This window comes from Prochlorococcus sp. MIT 0916 (assembly GCF_047305155.1).
GTDB lineage: Bacteria > Cyanobacteriota > Cyanobacteriia > PCC-6307 > Cyanobiaceae > Prochlorococcus_B.
This window is the reverse complement of sequence record NZ_CP138980.1, coordinates 297,341-312,912: the sequence shown is the minus strand read 5'-3', so window position 1 is coordinate 312,912 and position 15,572 is coordinate 297,341. Positions and strand designations below refer to the sequence as shown.

General features: G+C 36.1%; 16 protein-coding genes. 9 read left to right on the top strand and 7 right to left on the bottom strand.

Going from position 1 to position 15,572, the window contains the following annotated elements; translation table 11 throughout:
* Nucleotides 1-59: 59 nt before the first annotated feature.
* Together SIB53_RS01700 and SIB53_RS01695 are read left to right on the top strand one after the other, a co-directional pair.
* The gene (locus tag SIB53_RS01700; protein WP_413678503.1) at nucleotides 60-1,379 is read left to right on the top strand and encodes an aminopeptidase P N-terminal domain-containing protein; all 1,320 of its coding nucleotides are present in this window, start codon (nucleotides 60-62) and stop codon (nucleotides 1,377-1,379) included.
* 202 nt (nucleotides 1,380-1,581) lie between these two features.
* Nucleotides 1,582-2,082, top strand: a complete 501-nt coding sequence (locus SIB53_RS01695) for a 30S ribosomal protein PSRP-3 (protein ID WP_413391672.1) — start codon at nucleotides 1,582-1,584, stop codon at nucleotides 2,080-2,082.
* Between the two features lie 52 nt (nucleotides 2,083-2,134).
* Here SIB53_RS01695 and atpC read toward each other — a convergent pair whose 3' ends face one another.
* Nucleotides 2,135-2,542, bottom strand: coding sequence for an ATP synthase F1 subunit epsilon (gene atpC, locus SIB53_RS01690; RefSeq protein WP_413678502.1), 408 nt, complete (start codon nucleotides 2,540-2,542; stop codon nucleotides 2,135-2,137).
* 56 nt (nucleotides 2,543-2,598) lie between these two features.
* A complete protein-coding gene (gene atpD / locus SIB53_RS01685; protein ID WP_413678501.1) occupies nucleotides 2,599-4,065 on the bottom strand; it encodes a F0F1 ATP synthase subunit beta in 1,467 nt (488 codons plus the stop codon).
* A 224-nt stretch (nucleotides 4,066-4,289) separates the two neighbouring features.
* On the opposite strand from atpD, the gene groES reads away from it, so the two are divergent.
* On the top strand, nucleotides 4,290-4,601 hold the full coding sequence (gene groES / locus SIB53_RS01680; RefSeq protein ID WP_011295315.1) for a co-chaperone GroES: 312 nt from the start codon (nucleotides 4,290-4,292) through the stop codon (nucleotides 4,599-4,601).
* Nucleotides 4,602-4,665: 64 nt separating this feature from the next.
* The gene (groL, locus tag SIB53_RS01675; protein ID WP_413678500.1) at nucleotides 4,666-6,297 is read left to right on the top strand and encodes a chaperonin GroEL; all 1,632 of its coding nucleotides are present in this window, start codon (nucleotides 4,666-4,668) and stop codon (nucleotides 6,295-6,297) included.
* A gap of 297 nt (nucleotides 6,298-6,594) precedes the next feature.
* On the opposite strand, the gene secG is transcribed toward groL, so the two are convergent.
* Together secG and gpmI are read right to left on the bottom strand one after the other, a co-directional pair.
* On the bottom strand, nucleotides 6,595-6,825 hold the full coding sequence (secG, locus tag SIB53_RS01670; protein WP_269606815.1) for a preprotein translocase subunit SecG: 231 nt from the start codon (nucleotides 6,823-6,825) through the stop codon (nucleotides 6,595-6,597).
* 11 nt (nucleotides 6,826-6,836) lie between these two features.
* Nucleotides 6,837-8,462, bottom strand: coding sequence for a 2,3-bisphosphoglycerate-independent phosphoglycerate mutase (gene gpmI / locus SIB53_RS01665; protein ID WP_413678499.1), 1,626 nt, complete (start codon nucleotides 8,460-8,462; stop codon nucleotides 6,837-6,839).
* A gap of 284 nt (nucleotides 8,463-8,746) precedes the next feature.
* Here gpmI and SIB53_RS01660 point away from each other — a divergent pair, with 284 nt between their 5' ends.
* Nucleotides 8,747-9,010 carry a hypothetical protein gene (locus tag SIB53_RS01660; RefSeq protein ID WP_413678498.1) on the top strand — a complete coding sequence of 88 codons (264 nt, stop codon included), beginning with the start codon at nucleotides 8,747-8,749 and terminating at the stop codon, nucleotides 9,008-9,010.
* A 200-nt stretch (nucleotides 9,011-9,210) separates the two neighbouring features.
* On the opposite strand, the gene SIB53_RS01655 is transcribed toward SIB53_RS01660, so the two are convergent.
* Nucleotides 9,211-10,836: an Hsp70 family protein gene (locus SIB53_RS01655; RefSeq protein ID WP_413678497.1), complete on the bottom strand. Its 1,626-nt coding sequence runs from the start codon at nucleotides 10,834-10,836 to the stop codon at nucleotides 9,211-9,213.
* 142 nt (nucleotides 10,837-10,978) lie between these two features.
* Between SIB53_RS01655 and SIB53_RS01650 the strand changes: the two genes are divergently transcribed.
* The 3 genes from SIB53_RS01650 to SIB53_RS01640 all read left to right on the top strand — a co-directional run bounded on the left by SIB53_RS01650 (nucleotide 10,979) and on the right by SIB53_RS01640 (nucleotide 12,161).
* Nucleotides 10,979-11,212: a DNA-directed RNA polymerase subunit omega gene (locus SIB53_RS01650; protein ID WP_413678496.1), complete on the top strand. Its 234-nt coding sequence runs from the start codon at nucleotides 10,979-10,981 to the stop codon at nucleotides 11,210-11,212.
* Nucleotides 11,213-11,593 carry a DUF1818 family protein gene (locus tag SIB53_RS01645; protein ID WP_413678495.1) on the top strand — a complete coding sequence of 127 codons (381 nt, stop codon included), beginning with the start codon at nucleotides 11,213-11,215 and terminating at the stop codon, nucleotides 11,591-11,593.
* Nucleotides 11,594-11,897: 304 nt separating this feature from the next.
* Nucleotides 11,898-12,161, top strand: coding sequence for a DUF2811 domain-containing protein (locus SIB53_RS01640; protein WP_413678494.1), 264 nt, complete (start codon nucleotides 11,898-11,900; stop codon nucleotides 12,159-12,161).
* Here SIB53_RS01640 and SIB53_RS01635 read toward each other — a convergent pair whose 3' ends face one another.
* Nucleotides 12,162-12,635: an EVE domain-containing protein gene (locus tag SIB53_RS01635; RefSeq protein ID WP_413678493.1), complete on the bottom strand. Its 474-nt coding sequence runs from the start codon at nucleotides 12,633-12,635 to the stop codon at nucleotides 12,162-12,164.
* A 246-nt stretch (nucleotides 12,636-12,881) separates the two neighbouring features.
* Nucleotides 12,882-14,795 carry a tetratricopeptide repeat protein gene (locus SIB53_RS01630; RefSeq protein ID WP_413678492.1) on the bottom strand — a complete coding sequence of 638 codons (1,914 nt, stop codon included), beginning with the start codon at nucleotides 14,793-14,795 and terminating at the stop codon, nucleotides 12,882-12,884.
* Between the two features lie 378 nt (nucleotides 14,796-15,173).
* Here SIB53_RS01630 and SIB53_RS01625 point away from each other — a divergent pair, with 378 nt between their 5' ends.
* Nucleotides 15,174-15,362 carry a hypothetical protein gene (locus SIB53_RS01625; RefSeq protein ID WP_413678491.1) on the top strand — a complete coding sequence of 63 codons (189 nt, stop codon included), beginning with the start codon at nucleotides 15,174-15,176 and terminating at the stop codon, nucleotides 15,360-15,362.
* The last annotated feature ends 210 nt before the right edge of the window (nucleotides 15,363-15,572 follow it).

Below are 15,572 nucleotides of genomic sequence, written 5' to 3'. Positions count from 1 at the left end.
TTTATTTTTCCACTAAGTTAGATCTCTTGCCATCCTTAAGTGTAAATAGGAGTATTTTTGTGGCTGATTCTAGTGTTTTTCGTCGCCGTAGGGACTTATTTTTGTCACATTTAGATTCTTATGCGGCAATTATTCCCGCTGCAGAATTAGTTACTCATCATGCTGATTGCGAGTATCCTTTTAGGCAAAATAGCGACTTTTGGTACTTAACTGGTTTTGATGAGCCAAATGCAGTGGCTTTGTTTTTGCCTCATAAACCCAGGGGAGAACAATATGTACTATTTGTCTTACCTAAAGAGTCTGCTGCAGAAGTTTGGACAGGCTTTAGATGGGGAACAAAAGGAGTTTTAGAAAATTTTGATGTTGATATAGCTCACTCTTTGAATGAATTGCCAAGTCTTTTAGCTAATTATTTAGAGGGGGCAAAGGGAATTGCTTTTCGAGTTGGGAAACATCCACATTTGGAGCCTTTGGTTTTGAAAACTTGGTCTGAGCATTTACAAAAACTTCCAAGAAGTGGCTTACGCCCATTATCCATGATTGCTCCTTGTCCAATACTTCACAATATGAGACTTCGTAAGGACGATTTCGAAATAGAAAGGATGCGTGTTGCCTCAAAAATTTCTGCAGAGGCTCATGAATTAGTTAGAGAATTTGCTCGCCCAGGGATGAATGAGAGAGATTTACAAGCTCAGATAGAAAAATACTTTCTTGAGAAGGGGGCTCGAGGACCTGCTTATGGCTCAATAGTTGCGTCAGGAGATAATGCATGCGTGCTCCATTACACGGAAAACAATTCACCTATAAGGAATGGAGATCTTGTTTTGATAGATGCAGGTTGCTCTTTAAATGACTATTACAATGGCGACATAACAAGAACCTTTCCAGTAAATGGAAGGTTTTCTGAAGAACAAAAAGCTTTATATGAAATTGTTCTGTTTGCGCAAAAAGCTGCAATTGAGTGTGTTCGACCCGCTGATAATGCTGAGAATGTACATATGACTGCCTTAAAACATCTTGTTGAGGGTTTAGTTGAAATTGGCTTACTCGTAGGCAATGTGGATTCGATTATTGAACAACAAGCTTACTCGCATTTGTACATGCATAGAACAGGACATTGGCTAGGTCTTGATGTCCATGATGTAGGTGCATATAGACTTGGAGATTATCATTTAAATCTTGAACCTGGGATGGTTTTAACGGTTGAACCTGGTATTTACATCAGTGATCGGTTAGCAGTTCCAAAGGGACAGCCTGAGATAGATGAAAGATGGAAAGGTATCGGAATTCGTATCGAGGATGATGTTTTAGTTACACAAGATTCTGTAGAAGTATTGAGTTGTAAAGCAGCTAAGAATTTGAGTGATTTGGAATATTAATTGAAGTTCTTTTAGTGATTAACTAAGAAATCTGAACAATTTCAAGCTCTTCATATCGAATGAATCTATCCAAAAATTTTGCTCCTTCAATAATTCATCATTATCGAATAGTAGAAAACCTTTTGAATTCCCACTCTAGTAAGTCAAATAGGACCTAGTTCCTGTTAAGTTAGTACTTTGTTAGCTAGAAGAAAACTTAGAGATGATGGTTTCTGAAGAGGCTAGTACTGTTCAAGAAGATGTAACAAGTACTGAGGCAAGCACACAATCTGAAAATCAAGAGAAAGTAAATTCGGGTGAGACTAAATCAGGTCGGCCAAGTGCACTTGGGGGTGCTGCAGCATTAGCAACTGCGACAATAGATGCAGATGGTGTACCTTCAGGGCATACACCAAAGGCAGATGAGGGAAGATTTTTACTTAAAATTCTTTGGTTGCCAGATAATGTTGCCTTGGCCGTTGACCAAATTGTTGGAGGGGGCCCTAGCCCACTTACAGCTTATTTCTTTTGGCCAAGGGAAGACGCATGGGAAACATTAAAGTCTCAATTGGAAGAAAAAAGTTGGATTACTGATAATGAAAGAGTGGAAGTACTAAACAAAGCGACAGAGGTTATTAATTATTGGCAAGAGGAAGGCAAAGGTAAGACCTTAGAGCAAGCCAAAGTTAAATTCCCTGATGTAACTTTTTGTGGTACGGCATAAAAATTTCTTTGGACAAAATTTTTGTTCAAGGAAATAATATTTTTTAAAAATTTTATTCTGATTTTGATGCTTGAAACCAAGCTTTTGCTTTGTTCAATGTTTCTTGAGCTTTAATTTTTTCAGGAGAAGTTGCCTTATCCTTCGTTTGGTTTAGTTGATTTAAAGCTTGTTCTAATTCAGCTTCAGCTTTAGCTGAATCAATATTTTTCCCCATTTCGGCTTTATTAACTAAAACTGTAACTTCGTTAGATTCAACTTCTGCAAAACCTCCAGTTAGTGCAATTGAGTCCCAATTACCATTCTTTAAAACCCTCAATACACCAAAATCAATAGCAGTAACCATTGAAATGTGACCAGGTAATACTCCCAAAAGCCCTGTGGTGCTTGGAAGTATTATTTCATCAGCTGTATCATCAAATACGCTCTGATCAGGAGCAAGAACTCGTAGAGTTAGAGTCATTTCTTGAGGATTTTAAAAAAAAAATTGAGTTGAGATAATTGAAAAAGCAAATTAATTTAAGCTTTTGATTCAGATGCTATTTTTTCTGCTTTAGCTTTTACTTCATCAATGCTTCCTACAAGATAGAAAGCTTGCTCAGGGAGCTGGTCAAGTTCACCTGAGAGAATCATATTGAAACCTTTAATTGTGTCCTCTAATTTGACGTATTTACCTGACATACCTGTAAAGATTTCAGCAACAAAGAATGGCTGAGATAGGAATTTCTCAATTTTGCGGGCACGATCAACTGTCTTTCTATCTTCTTCTGATAGTTCATCCAATCCTAAAATTGCAATGATATCCTGCAATTCCTTATATCTCTGAAGTGTTGACTGAACTGCTCTCGCTGTGCGGTAATGTTCATCGCCTACAACAGATGGTTGTAGCATTGTGCTGGTTGAGTCGAGGGGATCAACAGCAGGATAAATTCCCTTGGCTGCAAGAGCTCTTGCTAAAACTGTGGTTGCATCTAAGTGAGCAAAAGTAGTAGCAGGTGCAGGGTCTGTTAAGTCATCAGCAGGTACATAAACGGCCTGAATTGAAGTGATTGATCCTTCAAGGGTAGAGGTAATCCTTTCTTGAAGCTCTCCCACGTCAGTTCCCAAGGTTGGCTGATATCCAACTGCCGATGGCATACGTCCCAGCAAAGCAGATACTTCTGATCCAGCCTGAACAAATCTGAAGATGTTATCGATAAATAAAAGAACATCTTGCTTATTTACATCACGAAAATGCTCAGCCATGGTCAACGCAGACAAGCCCACTCTCATCCTTGCGCCTGGAGGTTCATTCATTTGACCAAAGCACAAAGCCACTTTTGACTTGGTTAGATCTTCAGAATTAATCACACCGGATTCTTTGAATTCTTCATATAAATCGTTACCTTCTCTAGTTCTTTCTCCAACCCCACCAAAAACTGATACTCCACCATGCTCTTTTGCAATATTGTTAATAAGCTCTTGAATTAGAACTGTTTTCCCTACTCCCGCTCCACCAAACAATCCGACTTTTCCACCCTGACGATACGGAGCAAGCAAATCGATAACTTTGATACCAGTCTCAAATACTTTTGGCTTTGTTTCTAAATCTGTAAGGCTTGGTGCTGATCGGTGGATCGGAGAGGTGGTTACGTTTTTAAGATCACCCTGCTCATCTACTGGCTCACCAAGGACGTTGAAAATTCTTCCAAGTGTTGCTTCTCCAACAGGAACAGAAATTGGAGCCCCTGTGTCTGCAGCTTCCATCCCTCTAACTAATCCATCAGTTCCGCTCATTGCAACGGCTCTAACTCGATGGTCACCTAATAATTGTTGAACTTCAGCTGTCAGTGCAATATCTTGCCCGGCAGGGTTTTTACCCTCAATTCTTAACGCATTTAGGATTTTTGGAAGCTTGCCAGCAGGAAATTCGACGTCTAGAACAGGTCCAATTACTTGACGAACAATTCCCTTAGTTCCAACTGTAGAAGTAGCAGAGGCGGCCATAAGATAACTAGTAACTTTGTGAGCATGCTCTGATGTGCATACTCTCTATCAGCGGCTAAGACTACCACTCCACAGGCATTTTTTTTTAGTGTTCGGTCAACCGCACAGAATAAATGTGGTCTAGAGCATGCCTGTAGACATAAATTGATACGGTTGGTAATGAGTAATACTCCTTATCGAGTTGCGCAAAGCGCTTTTTTGTTTTTTTGCTCCTCCATTAATTTATGGCAGCTGTATCACTCAGCGTCTCCACTGTAAAGCCACTTGGAGATCGTGTATTTGTAAAAGTTTCTGAGTCAGAAGAGAAGACAGCGGGAGGGATATTGCTTCCCGATACTGCTAAAGAGAAACCTCAAGTCGGTGAAGTTGCTCAGGTTGGCCCTGGGAAACGTAACGAAGATGGTTCTCGTCAATCTCCTGAAGTTAGTGTCGGAGACAAGGTTCTCTACAGTAAGTACGCAGGTACTGATATCAAACTTGGCAGCGATGAGTACGTACTTCTCTCTGAGAAAGACATTCTTGCTGTCGTCAATTAAAACTCAGCTTTCTAGCTGAATTCCACACCAAAAAACTTTTCGAAATTAAAGGAAATCGCCTCTTATGGCTAAGCGCATCATTTACAACGAGCAAGCCCGCCGTGCACTCGAGCGAGGTATTGACATTTTGGCTGAATCAGTCGCAGTCACTTTAGGGCCGAAAGGTCGTAATGTTGTTCTCGAGAAAAAGTTTGGTGCACCTCAAATAATCAATGATGGTGTAACAATCGCTAAAGAAATAGAACTCGAAGATCACATTGAGAACACAGGAGTTGCTTTGATTCGTCAAGCTGCTTCCAAAACTAACGATGCGGCAGGTGATGGCACAACTACAGCCACTGTTCTTGCCCATGCCATGGTTAAAGCTGGTTTGAAAAATGTCGCAGCAGGAGCAAATGCAATTACCTTGAAGAAAGGAATTGATAAGGCAACTGAATTTTTGGTTGAAAAAATAAAAGATCATTCCAAACCCATCAGCGACAGTAATGCAATTGCTCAATGTGGAACGATTGCTGCTGGTAATGATGAAGAAGTTGGCAAAATGATTGCCGATGCAATGGATAAGGTTGGGAAAGAAGGAGTGATTTCTTTAGAAGAAGGCAAGTCAATGACCACTGAGTTAGAGGTCACTGAAGGAATGCGTTTTGATAAGGGATATATCTCTCCTTATTTCGCAACCGATACTGAGAGAATGGAAGCAGTATTGGATGAGCCTTACATTTTACTTACCGATAAAAAAATCGGTTTAGTTCAAGATCTTGTTCCTGTTTTAGAACAAGTAGCTAAAACTGGTAAGCCTCTTCTAATAATTGCTGAGGATATAGAAAAAGAAGCTCTAGCTACTTTGGTTGTCAATAGGCTTAGAGGAGTTTTAAACGTTGCAGCTGTCAAAGCACCTGGCTTTGGAGATCGCAGAAAAGCAATGCTTGAAGATATGGCTGTCCTAACCAACGGTCAACTCATCACTGAGGATGCAGGATTAAAACTTGAAAATGCAACTCTTGATATGCTTGGTACTTCAAGGCGAGTCACAATTAACAAGGACACATCCACTATTGTTGCTGAAGGCAATGAAGTAGCTGTTAATGCTAGATGTGAACAAATCAAAAAGCAGATGGAAGAAACCGACTCAACTTATGATAAAGAAAAACTCCAAGAAAGATTAGCCAAGCTATCTGGTGGTGTGGCTGTAGTGAAGGTTGGAGCTGCAACTGAGACTGAGATGAAAGATAAGAAACTTCGATTAGAGGATGCCATTAACGCCACTAAAGCAGCAGTTGAAGAAGGAATTGTTCCTGGTGGTGGAACTACACTTGCTCATTTAGCTCCTGCTCTTGGCGATTGGTCCTCATCAAGTCTTTCTGGTGAGGAATTAATCGGAGCAAATATCGTTGAAGCTGCTCTTACTTCTCCACTAATGCGCATAGCTGAGAATGCTGGGGCTAATGGAGCAGTTGTTGCAGAGAACGTTAAATCCAAGCCAGTTAATGATGGCTACAATGCTGCAACTGGGGAATATGTAGATATGCTTTCTGCTGGAATTGTTGACCCAGCAAAGGTAACTCGATCAGGTTTGCAAAATGCTGCTTCAATAGCAGGAATGGTTCTTACTACCGAGTGCATAGTTGCTGATTTACCTGAGAAGAAAGATGCTTCACCAGCAGGCGGTGGAATGGGTGGTGATTTCGATTACTAATTAGCTTGAGGATCGAACTTAACTTTAATTTCAAAAAAAGACTGGGTTTACACCCAGTCTTTTTTTGTCCATTCATATAAATGTTCAGAATATATACAAATGCCTTAAGCATAAAAAGTAGGTGTTTTACGGGTTATAACAAAGTTCAGAATATAGCTAATAACAATCTTTCAAAAACTTTTTGCAATTAAAAATTTTTTGTTTTAAGGAATAAAGTTTAATTTTCCTATGCAGTTTGATAACTAATTAGTTATCTTCCCTCAATTAAATAAAAAACTTGAAATGAAGCAGGATGATTCATTTTAACCATCCTGCACTAAGAATAATGGCAAGGGTTAGAAACAAGATAAGACATGCCCAAGTCGCTCTATTTAATGTCGATTCTGCACTACTTGCACTTGTGAACATAGAGCTTCCGCTGGATGCTAGACCACCCATCCCATCCCCTTTCGGACTATGAAGAAGGACTAATAGGATTAAAAAAACTCCTGAAATTGCCCATGCCCAGGATAAAAGTGGAATGATCATTTTTGTATTTATTATGCGGGTTGAGGAATAAGATTTGGTTTCTTGGGCAGGTTGATTGGTTCAATAAGTGTTGAACCAGTCATTGCATCTGGTTTTGGTAAATTTAAAAGGTGTAGAAGAGTTGGAGCTAAATCAGATAATCCACCTCCGCACTCTCTAAGTTTTATGTCATTGCCATATCCTTTTAATTTACGTTTTTCACCTTCTACAAGTATAACTGGCACTGGGTTTGTTGTATGCGCGGTCCATGGTTGTCCATCTGGTCCTAGCATCATTTCGGAATTACCATGATCAGCCGTTATTAGTAGTGAGCCGCCTAACTTACCTATTGAATTTAATAATTTCCCAACGCAGCTATCAACTTTTTCATTAGCCTTAATAGCTGCTTTCATTATTCCAGAATGTCCAACCATATCTGGATTCGCAAAATTAATTACTACTAATGAGTAAATTCCAGTTTCAATTGCATTGATGCAACTTTCAGTTAGCTCGTCTGCTGACATTTCAGGCTGTAGATCATAGGTTGCAACTCTTGGAGATGGAACAAGGTGTCTTACTTCTCCTTTTAATGGCTTTTCAATACCCCCATTCAAAAAATATGTTACGTGTGGATATTTTTCGGTTTCAGCTGTTCGGTATTGATTTAATCCATGATTAGAGACTACTTGACCTAATAAATCATTTAGTGGCTCAGGTGGAAAAGCAACTGATACTGGAAGACCTGATTCATATTGTGTAAAGGTCAATACGTCAATATCTCTTTTATTTTTTCTCTCAAAGCCATCAAAATCTTTTAACTTTAGTGCCTTTACCAATTGCCTGGCTCTGTCAGGGCGAAAATTAAAAAAAACTACTCCATCACCATCGTTTAAGAAGGAGGAGGAAAGCCTAACGGGTTCAACAAATTCATCAGTTATTCCTTTTTCATAGCTTTTATTTAAACTTTCTTCTGCTGAAAGATCGCTAATCATAAAGCTTGGCTCAGTAAGTAATTCATAAGCTTTTAAAGTCCTTTCCCATCGATTATCTCGATCCATAGCCCAATATCTTCCGCAAATCGAGGCGATCTCTCCTACACCAGTTGATTTGATTGTATTTTCTATTGTTTTTATATACTTTGAAGCACTTTTTGCTGAAGTGTCTCTTCCATCAGTGAAAAGATGCAGTGAGACATTCGTTAAGCCTTTTTCAGCAGCCCATTGTATTAATCCACACAAATGATTGATATGGCTATGAACACCTCCATCGGAGCAAAGCCCCATGATATGAAGAGTTCCTCCTCTTTCTTTTAAAGTTTTAGAAAATTCATTAAGAGCAGTATTTTTAATTAATTTATTTTCTTTAACTGTATTAGATATCCTTACCAATTCCTGTTGAATTATCCTTCCTGCTCCAATAGTTAGATGACCAACTTCAGAGTTTCCCATTTGATTATCTGGTAGGCCAACATCTGCTCCGCTCGCTTCAATAAGAGTGTGGGGATAGGCATGCCACAGAGCATCCATTACAGGAGTCGATGCTTGTTTAATAGAATTGTGATCAGTTTCTTCAGAGTGCCCCCAACCATCAAGTATCGCCAATACCACTGGCGCTACATGCCCTTTGCTTATTGAAACAGCGGCGTTACTGCTTGACATTCAAAGAAATTGGTAACTAATAATGTTTTTCTTTTGTATTAAATTACTTCCTAATAGGGAATCAGGCTAATACTTTGATGTTTGGTTAGCTTTTCCCTATTAGATTAAAACAGTTTTTTAGCTATTCCTAAGAAAAAATAAAATTTTTAGGATTTTAAAAACTTTATGTTTGGCTTGAAAAATATAGAAATCCTTTCAGAAAGAGAACTTGATAGAACCAGGAAAAGATTGGCTTCTCAAGTTTTTGAAAATATTCCAAATTTTTTTCTCGACTGCTTATTGCGATGCTAACTAGGGGAGTTTATTTATTTAAATTATCAGCAAAATATTTTGAGGAATTATCTGGCTACCAACCAGTTGAGAATGAATTTTTAGATCCTTCTTTTCATATAGATGGTCTTACTAGCGTTGGTACTCGCATAGCTCAAATAACTGATTTACTCTCCACTGTTGATGATAGAGAGGTTGTTATGATTGATGAGGTTTATGTATACGGGAAAACTATCAAAGCAGCCTTAGAAGACCTTACCTATGGTGCAGGGCTATAAGAGTTAAGCTTATTTCGATAAATATGATAAATATATAGAGTCCAAAGTGAAGTTCTAATTCAGCCAGATTTTTTTGGAAGGGGGTGGTTCCAACAAGTGAAAATGAGAATATTTATCTTATATTGAGAGAAGTTGATGAAGAAGAGAGTATCTTCTTATGTAAAAAATTATAAGTATTTAATATTTAAAAAATAATAGAATTATCTGATTTCCCCAAGATTTTTAACTGTTATTATATTATTATTTCGTAAATCGATACCTTCAACTTCAAGTTGACAATTCTCATTAATATTAAAAAATAACTTAATAGAATCTTCACCAATCACGCCAGAAGGATCCAGAGGAATGGAAATAATAGTATTATTTATTTTCTTGATTTTATCCTTAGATCCTATTTTTTTTAAAGTAGGTATTCCATTAATATAAATAATCTCATTTGATCCTTCTTCCTGAGGTTCGCCAATTATTAAATCTATGCTTAATTGATTATTTATACTCGCAGCTAATATTATTTCTAAAGGTTTAGTTGTTGGCCATGTTTGACCTGCTAGAAAAAGAGGATGCCATATGTGTTTTTCGTTTTTTTTATTCCAGCATCTTAAGCTTACCCCTTTATTGAGGACATCTTTTACTTGAACACCTGGAGTGAGATTTAATGCTCCTAATGCAATAGCTTCAATAGGTGGAGGAGTTAAAAAAGGGATGGAATTGCAAATATCACTTAGAAAATTTTTAATTAAAGGTATTCGAGATCCTCCTCCGACTAAGACAACACTATCAAGATCTTTTAATTCAAATGAATTGCGTTTTGCGATATTGATTGTTTGTTTGAAAAGGTTTTCAATACTTTTTAGGAGCCCTTTTTCTATAAGTAATTCTTCAAGACCTTTTTTAGAAAGTTTTAAAAACTTTGATTCATTATGATTAATTGGTACTTGTTTAGTGATAACCAATGTTTCTTTTATATTTGCATTACTTAATTCACATTTGAGTTCCTCGACTTTTCTCAAGATTGCATTGGTTGGCTTTTCTTCTGGTAGTAAACTATTACATATCCATCTGTCTATATCTTTTCCTCCTAATCGAAGCCCTGATTTTCCTAGCACCTTTGCTGTGCGAAGAACTTGTGTGCTTTTTCCCTCTAAATTATTCCCATCAAATCTGACAAGTTGAGCAATCGGTGAAGCTTGTCCTTCGCCTCCTTCTAAAGCCACAATAGACATATCAATTGTGCTACCACCAAAATCTAAAACAAGTAATGTTGACCCAGGTTCAATTCCCGCGCCCATTGCAGCAGCAGTAGGTTCATCTACTAATGCAATTTCTTTTACTTCTAAGGAATTACATACATTGACTAACCAAGTTCTATATTCTCTATATGTATCAACTGGAGCAGTTAATACTAGTCTTTTGATGTTTACCTTTTCACAGACTTTCCCCCAAATATGGTTAATTAAAATCTCCCCTGCTTTTTTTGGGGAGATTTTTGAATCATATATAGATTTAATTTCCTTAGATCCTATCCATCTTTTAAAATCTTGACTTAAATTATTTTCTTTTTCATTGATTAGATTTAAATCTATAATTTCTTGTCCAATTAAATAGGATTCTTCTTTTTCTGATGATTTAAAAATTAAGCTTGGTATCTCTCCGGGAGCCCGACTAATTGGAGGTAGATCTAAAAGTTGAGGAGGTTGACCATTTTCGTTTTGGAAAACAACTACTGTTGTTGAGCTTCCTAAATCGATGGCTAGTGTTCCAAAATCATTTTTATTGATCTCAGATCGATGGATGTTTTTAAATTCATCTATTGTATTTTTTTCCATCTTTCTTAGTGTAATTTTAATAAGTGCAGTAATAATCAATGGAAAGTTAGTCTAGAAAAACTAACACCACTGTTATTATTTGCCGAAAAGTATAGAAATGAGCAATTCTCTCCTAGAATAAAACAACATTAAAGTTTTAAGTGTGAACAAGTCAGGTTCAGGAGTTAATTCCAAGGATTTAGCAAAAAGAGGTGAGAGTCTAATTAGACATTCCACTAATCGCTACCTCACTACTGTTCGTATTGCTTTTAGAGCAAAACAAAGAAGGTTTGATGATTTTGATGGCCTTTTAGAAGAGTCAACAGTTAAGCCAGTGCAAAGAGCTGTAATTGAACTAAGTGATGAACAAGATCAGCCTGATTTATTACCTGGTTAGGTGATTAAGAAAGAAGGTCCAGGTTGGAGAATAATTAGAGATTCATCAAGAGATAACTTTACGGCGCTCATAGGAGGAGAAACTTGGGCAATAGAGTTGAACAAATCTGAGTGGTCAAATCTAGTTAAGGTAGTAATAGATTTGTCGGATCAATACAAATCAGTGAAAGAACAATTAATGGGCGATGAGGATATAACTTTGGAATTAGAATGTAGCCCTTGGTTGGCAATTTTGAAGGGTGATCAATATGGATGGACCCTTCGATTGATCTTGAGTGGCAGTGGTCTATTAAATCGAGGAGCAGAGGTCTATTGGCCTCGAAATGTGACTAACCATGTTTCTAATGCAATGAGAACAATGTGGGATTCAGGCTATTTGTGAGAGAACTTAACTAAAAGTTTTTCAAATTTTTCCCCAAATCTAGGTGGAATTAACTCACATTTTTTCCACAGGGTTGATCCAACTAATGAGGCTGCCACTATTCGATGTGGAAAAAGCCCAAGCTTAGTAGTATGGATTTGTTTTTTAAATGAGATTATCCTTAAAGATAAGAGAAGCTTATAGCTTTTTTCTAAAGGTAGTTGAGCGCTTGATCTGAGAATGAGACGGCCCGAGAAAGTGTTTTTTACGGATTTGATTTTGAGAGTAGTTTGATGATGGATTAAATCTTCAAAAGCCTAATTAAATGAAAAATATCGATTTTTCGAAAGAGAGAAGCTTGCTCCAAAGTTCGGAGATTTTGGAATCCGAGGATACAATTAGTTTTCAAACAGAAATACCTAAGCAAATACAACAAGCAATGAAGGCTTATATTGATAAACATCCAAATTGGGATCAATACAGACTTTTACAAGCTGCGCTTGCAGGGTTTTTAATTCAAAACGGTATCAGTTCCAGATTAATAACACGTCTTTATATTGGGAATATGTTTGGATCTCATTCTTTTTAATTAATGTGTCTTTAGCTTTTTGAGAAGCTCTAATGCGATATCTTTTTTAATTGGCATGATTGATAGCCTGTTGCCTTTCCTAACTAGAGTTAGTTCTTCAGACGTATATGTTTCGGATAGCTCCTTTAAAGTAAGCATATTTTTAAATTCACAAATATATTTAGTCTTCACACAATCCCAACGAGGGCTATCTCTCTTTGATTTTTTGTCAAAGTACTTTGAACTTTCATCAAACTGAAATGGGTCGATTAAGTTTGTCTCAATAATTTCCATTAGGCCAACTATTCCAGGAGGCTTAGTATTTGAATGATAAAAAAAAGCTTGATCACCAATTTTCATTGATCTCATAAAATTTCTAGCTTGATAATTTCGAATTCCATCCCAGAGAGTTTCCTCGTCCGTCTGTAAATCATTAATACTGTAAGCATCTGGCTCACTCTTCATTAACCAATAGTTAATTTCCTTTGATGCCATGGTTTCTCAGCGATATTGCGGTGTGTGGATGGTGTGTGGATGGCTTAACATTCTCACCCCTATTTCTTTATTCTATTTCAATCAGGTTTCTATTACTAATAACTAACAGATCGCAACTGACAGGAAATCTCAAAATCAAAGCATCGAATAAAAACTCCTTAGCATCCGTCATACCAACCGATTACAGGTAAAAAACAGGGTTAGACGTAAGTTAGAAGAGTCGTTCAGTCTTGCTTTACCAGTGAGTTAAAAAGTTAATTCTTGATAGTTATCAGCCTTAGATAGGATTTTCATAGCAGGTTGGAGCATCTCTTTATAGTTTTTCCATCCACCTATAGATTTTGAATTAATAGGTGATCGTGCTTGAACACTACTTGCCGTGGAAATTGAGCGTTGATTGAGATGAGGTGATAGATATGACTCGTTCCATTCCCAACCCAACCAAGAGATCAAAGATTTAATTTCTTTATGAGGATTGGTGACTAATAAATCATAATTCAAATCATATATTTTCGAACGAAATCTATTCTTATATTCTGTCATTACTTCCTCTTGATCTAAATAAACTTTTGCACAATCAACCAATGAAGAAGAATATTCATTACCTGCAAAATGTGCACGGTAAATAGAGAGTATATTATCTAGAGGATTACGAAAACAGTGAATTATTTTAGAGTTAATTATCCCCTTGCTAATAATCCCAGCATATTGATAGTTGTATAACCATTTATTGGTTGTGATATTACATTTAGCATTATATTTATTTGTTTTATTTCTATATATTTCATAGAAATTTAATCCTTGATCAATTCTTTTACTCTCTTCAAATGATTCTTCAAGGATGTTAATTTCGCCCAAATCTTTAACATTATTGTTCATACTAAGAATTGATTCAAGAAGTGTTGATCCACTTCTTGGCATCCCTACAATAAAAATACTTATGCAAGAGTTTAAATTATCATTTTGATTTATTTCAATCTTTTCACTTTCAATGAATAATTCTTTCGATTTTTTTATTAAAATCTTAGAGTTAGATGGCTCAATATTTAATTTTAAATTATTAGCTAATATAAGATTATTGGAGCTTAATTTGTAATTTCTTTCCATATGATGAATATTTGATCTTGCAAAGTAGATATCAATTTTATTTCTTTCTGATTGATTATTTAATATATTTTTAGAGAAAAGATTATGTTGCCATTTTTTATCATTTTTAGACGATTTAAGTAGTGAAAGAATATAGTAAGCTTTTGCGTAATTAGAATTTATGTCAATAGCTTTTCGAATAGATAATTCTGCCTCCTTTAAGTTACCAATATCTCTCATGACAGTTGCCATATTTGAGTAAGCAGGAGCGAAATCAGGATTTAATTCAATTGCCTTACGACTTGATAATTCTGCCTCTTTTAAATTACCTAGCTCTATCAATATTGTCGCCAGATTAGAATGAGCTTCTGCAAATTTTGGATTAAGATTGATTGCAATTTTAATATATTTTTCTGCATCTTTTAATTCACTGTTTTCTTGCAAAATTTTACTCAAATTCAAATATAATTTTGGTTCTTTAGGCTCAACTTCAATAGCTTTTTTAATTGATACTTTTGCATCTTTTATATTACCAATTTCCAGATAAGTTGCAGAAAGATTTGAAAGAGCTTCTGTAAAGCCTGGTTTAAGTTTAAGTGAATTTTGAAAAGATAATATTGCTTCTTTTTCTTTGCTATTATTTCTTAATGTTATTCCTAAATTATAATGCATTTTATAGTCATCAGGTTTAATATTGATAACTGCTTTAATAAATACTTCTGCTTCTTTAAATCTTTTAATATCTATTAATAAATTAGAAAGATTATAATATGGTGTTGGATTTTCTGGATACAATTCAATTGATTTTTTCCATAGTTTTATCGCTTCTTCAAATCTACCAGCTTCTTTGCATATCAAACCATAATTAGATAGGACTCGAGGATCATTAGACTCTTGTTTTATGCATAATTCATAATGTCTTTCGGCATTTACAAAGTCGCCTTCAGAATGATATTTTAGTGCTTTTGTAATTAACTGCTCATTAGAAGATTTAGTAATCTTATTAATTTCTTTTTGAAGACTCGAACTAGTTCCTTTCTTTCTATTAGTTTGTCTATTCCCAAAACCTTTCATGTCTTGTGATTTTAATAAAATTAAAGTTGTAATTTACCAGAAAAATAGAGACTTCTTAATTATCTACAAATAGTTCTAAATGTTTTCATGAGGTCCTTTGAATTTACGCTTTACCCCGTCAATTCAGTTCTACACCGGCCTAAAACACTCTTTAAAGGTTATGTTCCTTCTTTTCTCTTATTAAATTCGATCTCGTTCGATATCCAAAAGTTAGAACAAAGTTAGAATAGGAGCCTATTGAGAGGGCTGAGAACCCTGGTATGACTGAACTGCTATACGTTGAGTAAAAACTAATCTTCCACATATTCTTTTGGAAAAGCTCGCTCTGAACGTCATTATCTGATTGTTGGCTCATCATGTATATAACAGCCAAGAACTATGACTTCTAAATCTTCTCGAAGTGTTCTTTCAATGGAAGAATATAAAGCAGTTCTTGCAGAAGCTTCAAGCCTTGAGAAGCCTTATTCAGAGACAGGTCACTTATGTCCAGTAAATGAACTTCTTCCAAGACCTGTATGGTTTAAAGGGAGTAGGGATAGAGGTTTGAGAGAAAACATCGCAGCATAAAACGAAGGTTTTCGTATTCATAGATCTGTTGATGCAGACAGATTTGAGTTTTTAGTATTTTTTCTATCCACATAATATTCAAAACCTATCCACACATTCCCCATTGATGGAGTGACTTCAAGGTGGTGCGTGTTTCTTCATAGAGTATTCAATCTTTCTCTATGTCTACTTTCTAGAGAGGAGTATGGGGTTATCTATGTCCCGTATATG

Coding starts and splice junctions, on each gene's coding strand:
- SIB53_RS01655 (WP_413678497.1), bottom strand. CDS start 10,836: ATGGAAAAAAATACAATAGATGAATTTAAAAACATCCATCGATCTGAG.
- groES (WP_011295315.1), top strand. CDS start 4,290: ATGGCAGCTGTATCACTCAGCGTCTCCACTGTAAAGCCACTTGGAGAT.
- SIB53_RS01695 (WP_413391672.1), top strand. CDS start 1,582: ATGATGGTTTCTGAAGAGGCTAGTACTGTTCAAGAAGATGTAACAAGT.
- groL (WP_413678500.1), top strand. CDS start 4,666: ATGGCTAAGCGCATCATTTACAACGAGCAAGCCCGCCGTGCACTCGAG.
- atpD (WP_413678501.1), bottom strand. CDS start 4,065: ATGGCCGCCTCTGCTACTTCTACAGTTGGAACTAAGGGAATTGTTCGT.
- SIB53_RS01660 (WP_413678498.1), top strand. CDS start 8,747: ATGCTAACTAGGGGAGTTTATTTATTTAAATTATCAGCAAAATATTTT.
- gpmI (WP_413678499.1), bottom strand. CDS start 8,462: ATGTCAAGCAGTAACGCCGCTGTTTCAATAAGCAAAGGGCATGTAGCG.
- SIB53_RS01625 (WP_413678491.1), top strand. CDS start 15,174: ATGACTTCTAAATCTTCTCGAAGTGTTCTTTCAATGGAAGAATATAAA.
- secG (WP_269606815.1), bottom strand. CDS start 6,825: ATGATCATTCCACTTTTATCCTGGGCATGGGCAATTTCAGGAGTTTTT.
- atpC (WP_413678502.1), bottom strand. CDS start 2,542: ATGACTCTAACTCTACGAGTTCTTGCTCCTGATCAGAGCGTATTTGAT.
- SIB53_RS01635 (WP_413678493.1), bottom strand. CDS start 12,635: ATGGCATCAAAGGAAATTAACTATTGGTTAATGAAGAGTGAGCCAGAT.
- SIB53_RS01630 (WP_413678492.1), bottom strand. CDS start 14,795: ATGAAAGGTTTTGGGAATAGACAAACTAATAGAAAGAAAGGAACTAGT.
- SIB53_RS01640 (WP_413678494.1), top strand. CDS start 11,898: ATGAAAAATATCGATTTTTCGAAAGAGAGAAGCTTGCTCCAAAGTTCG.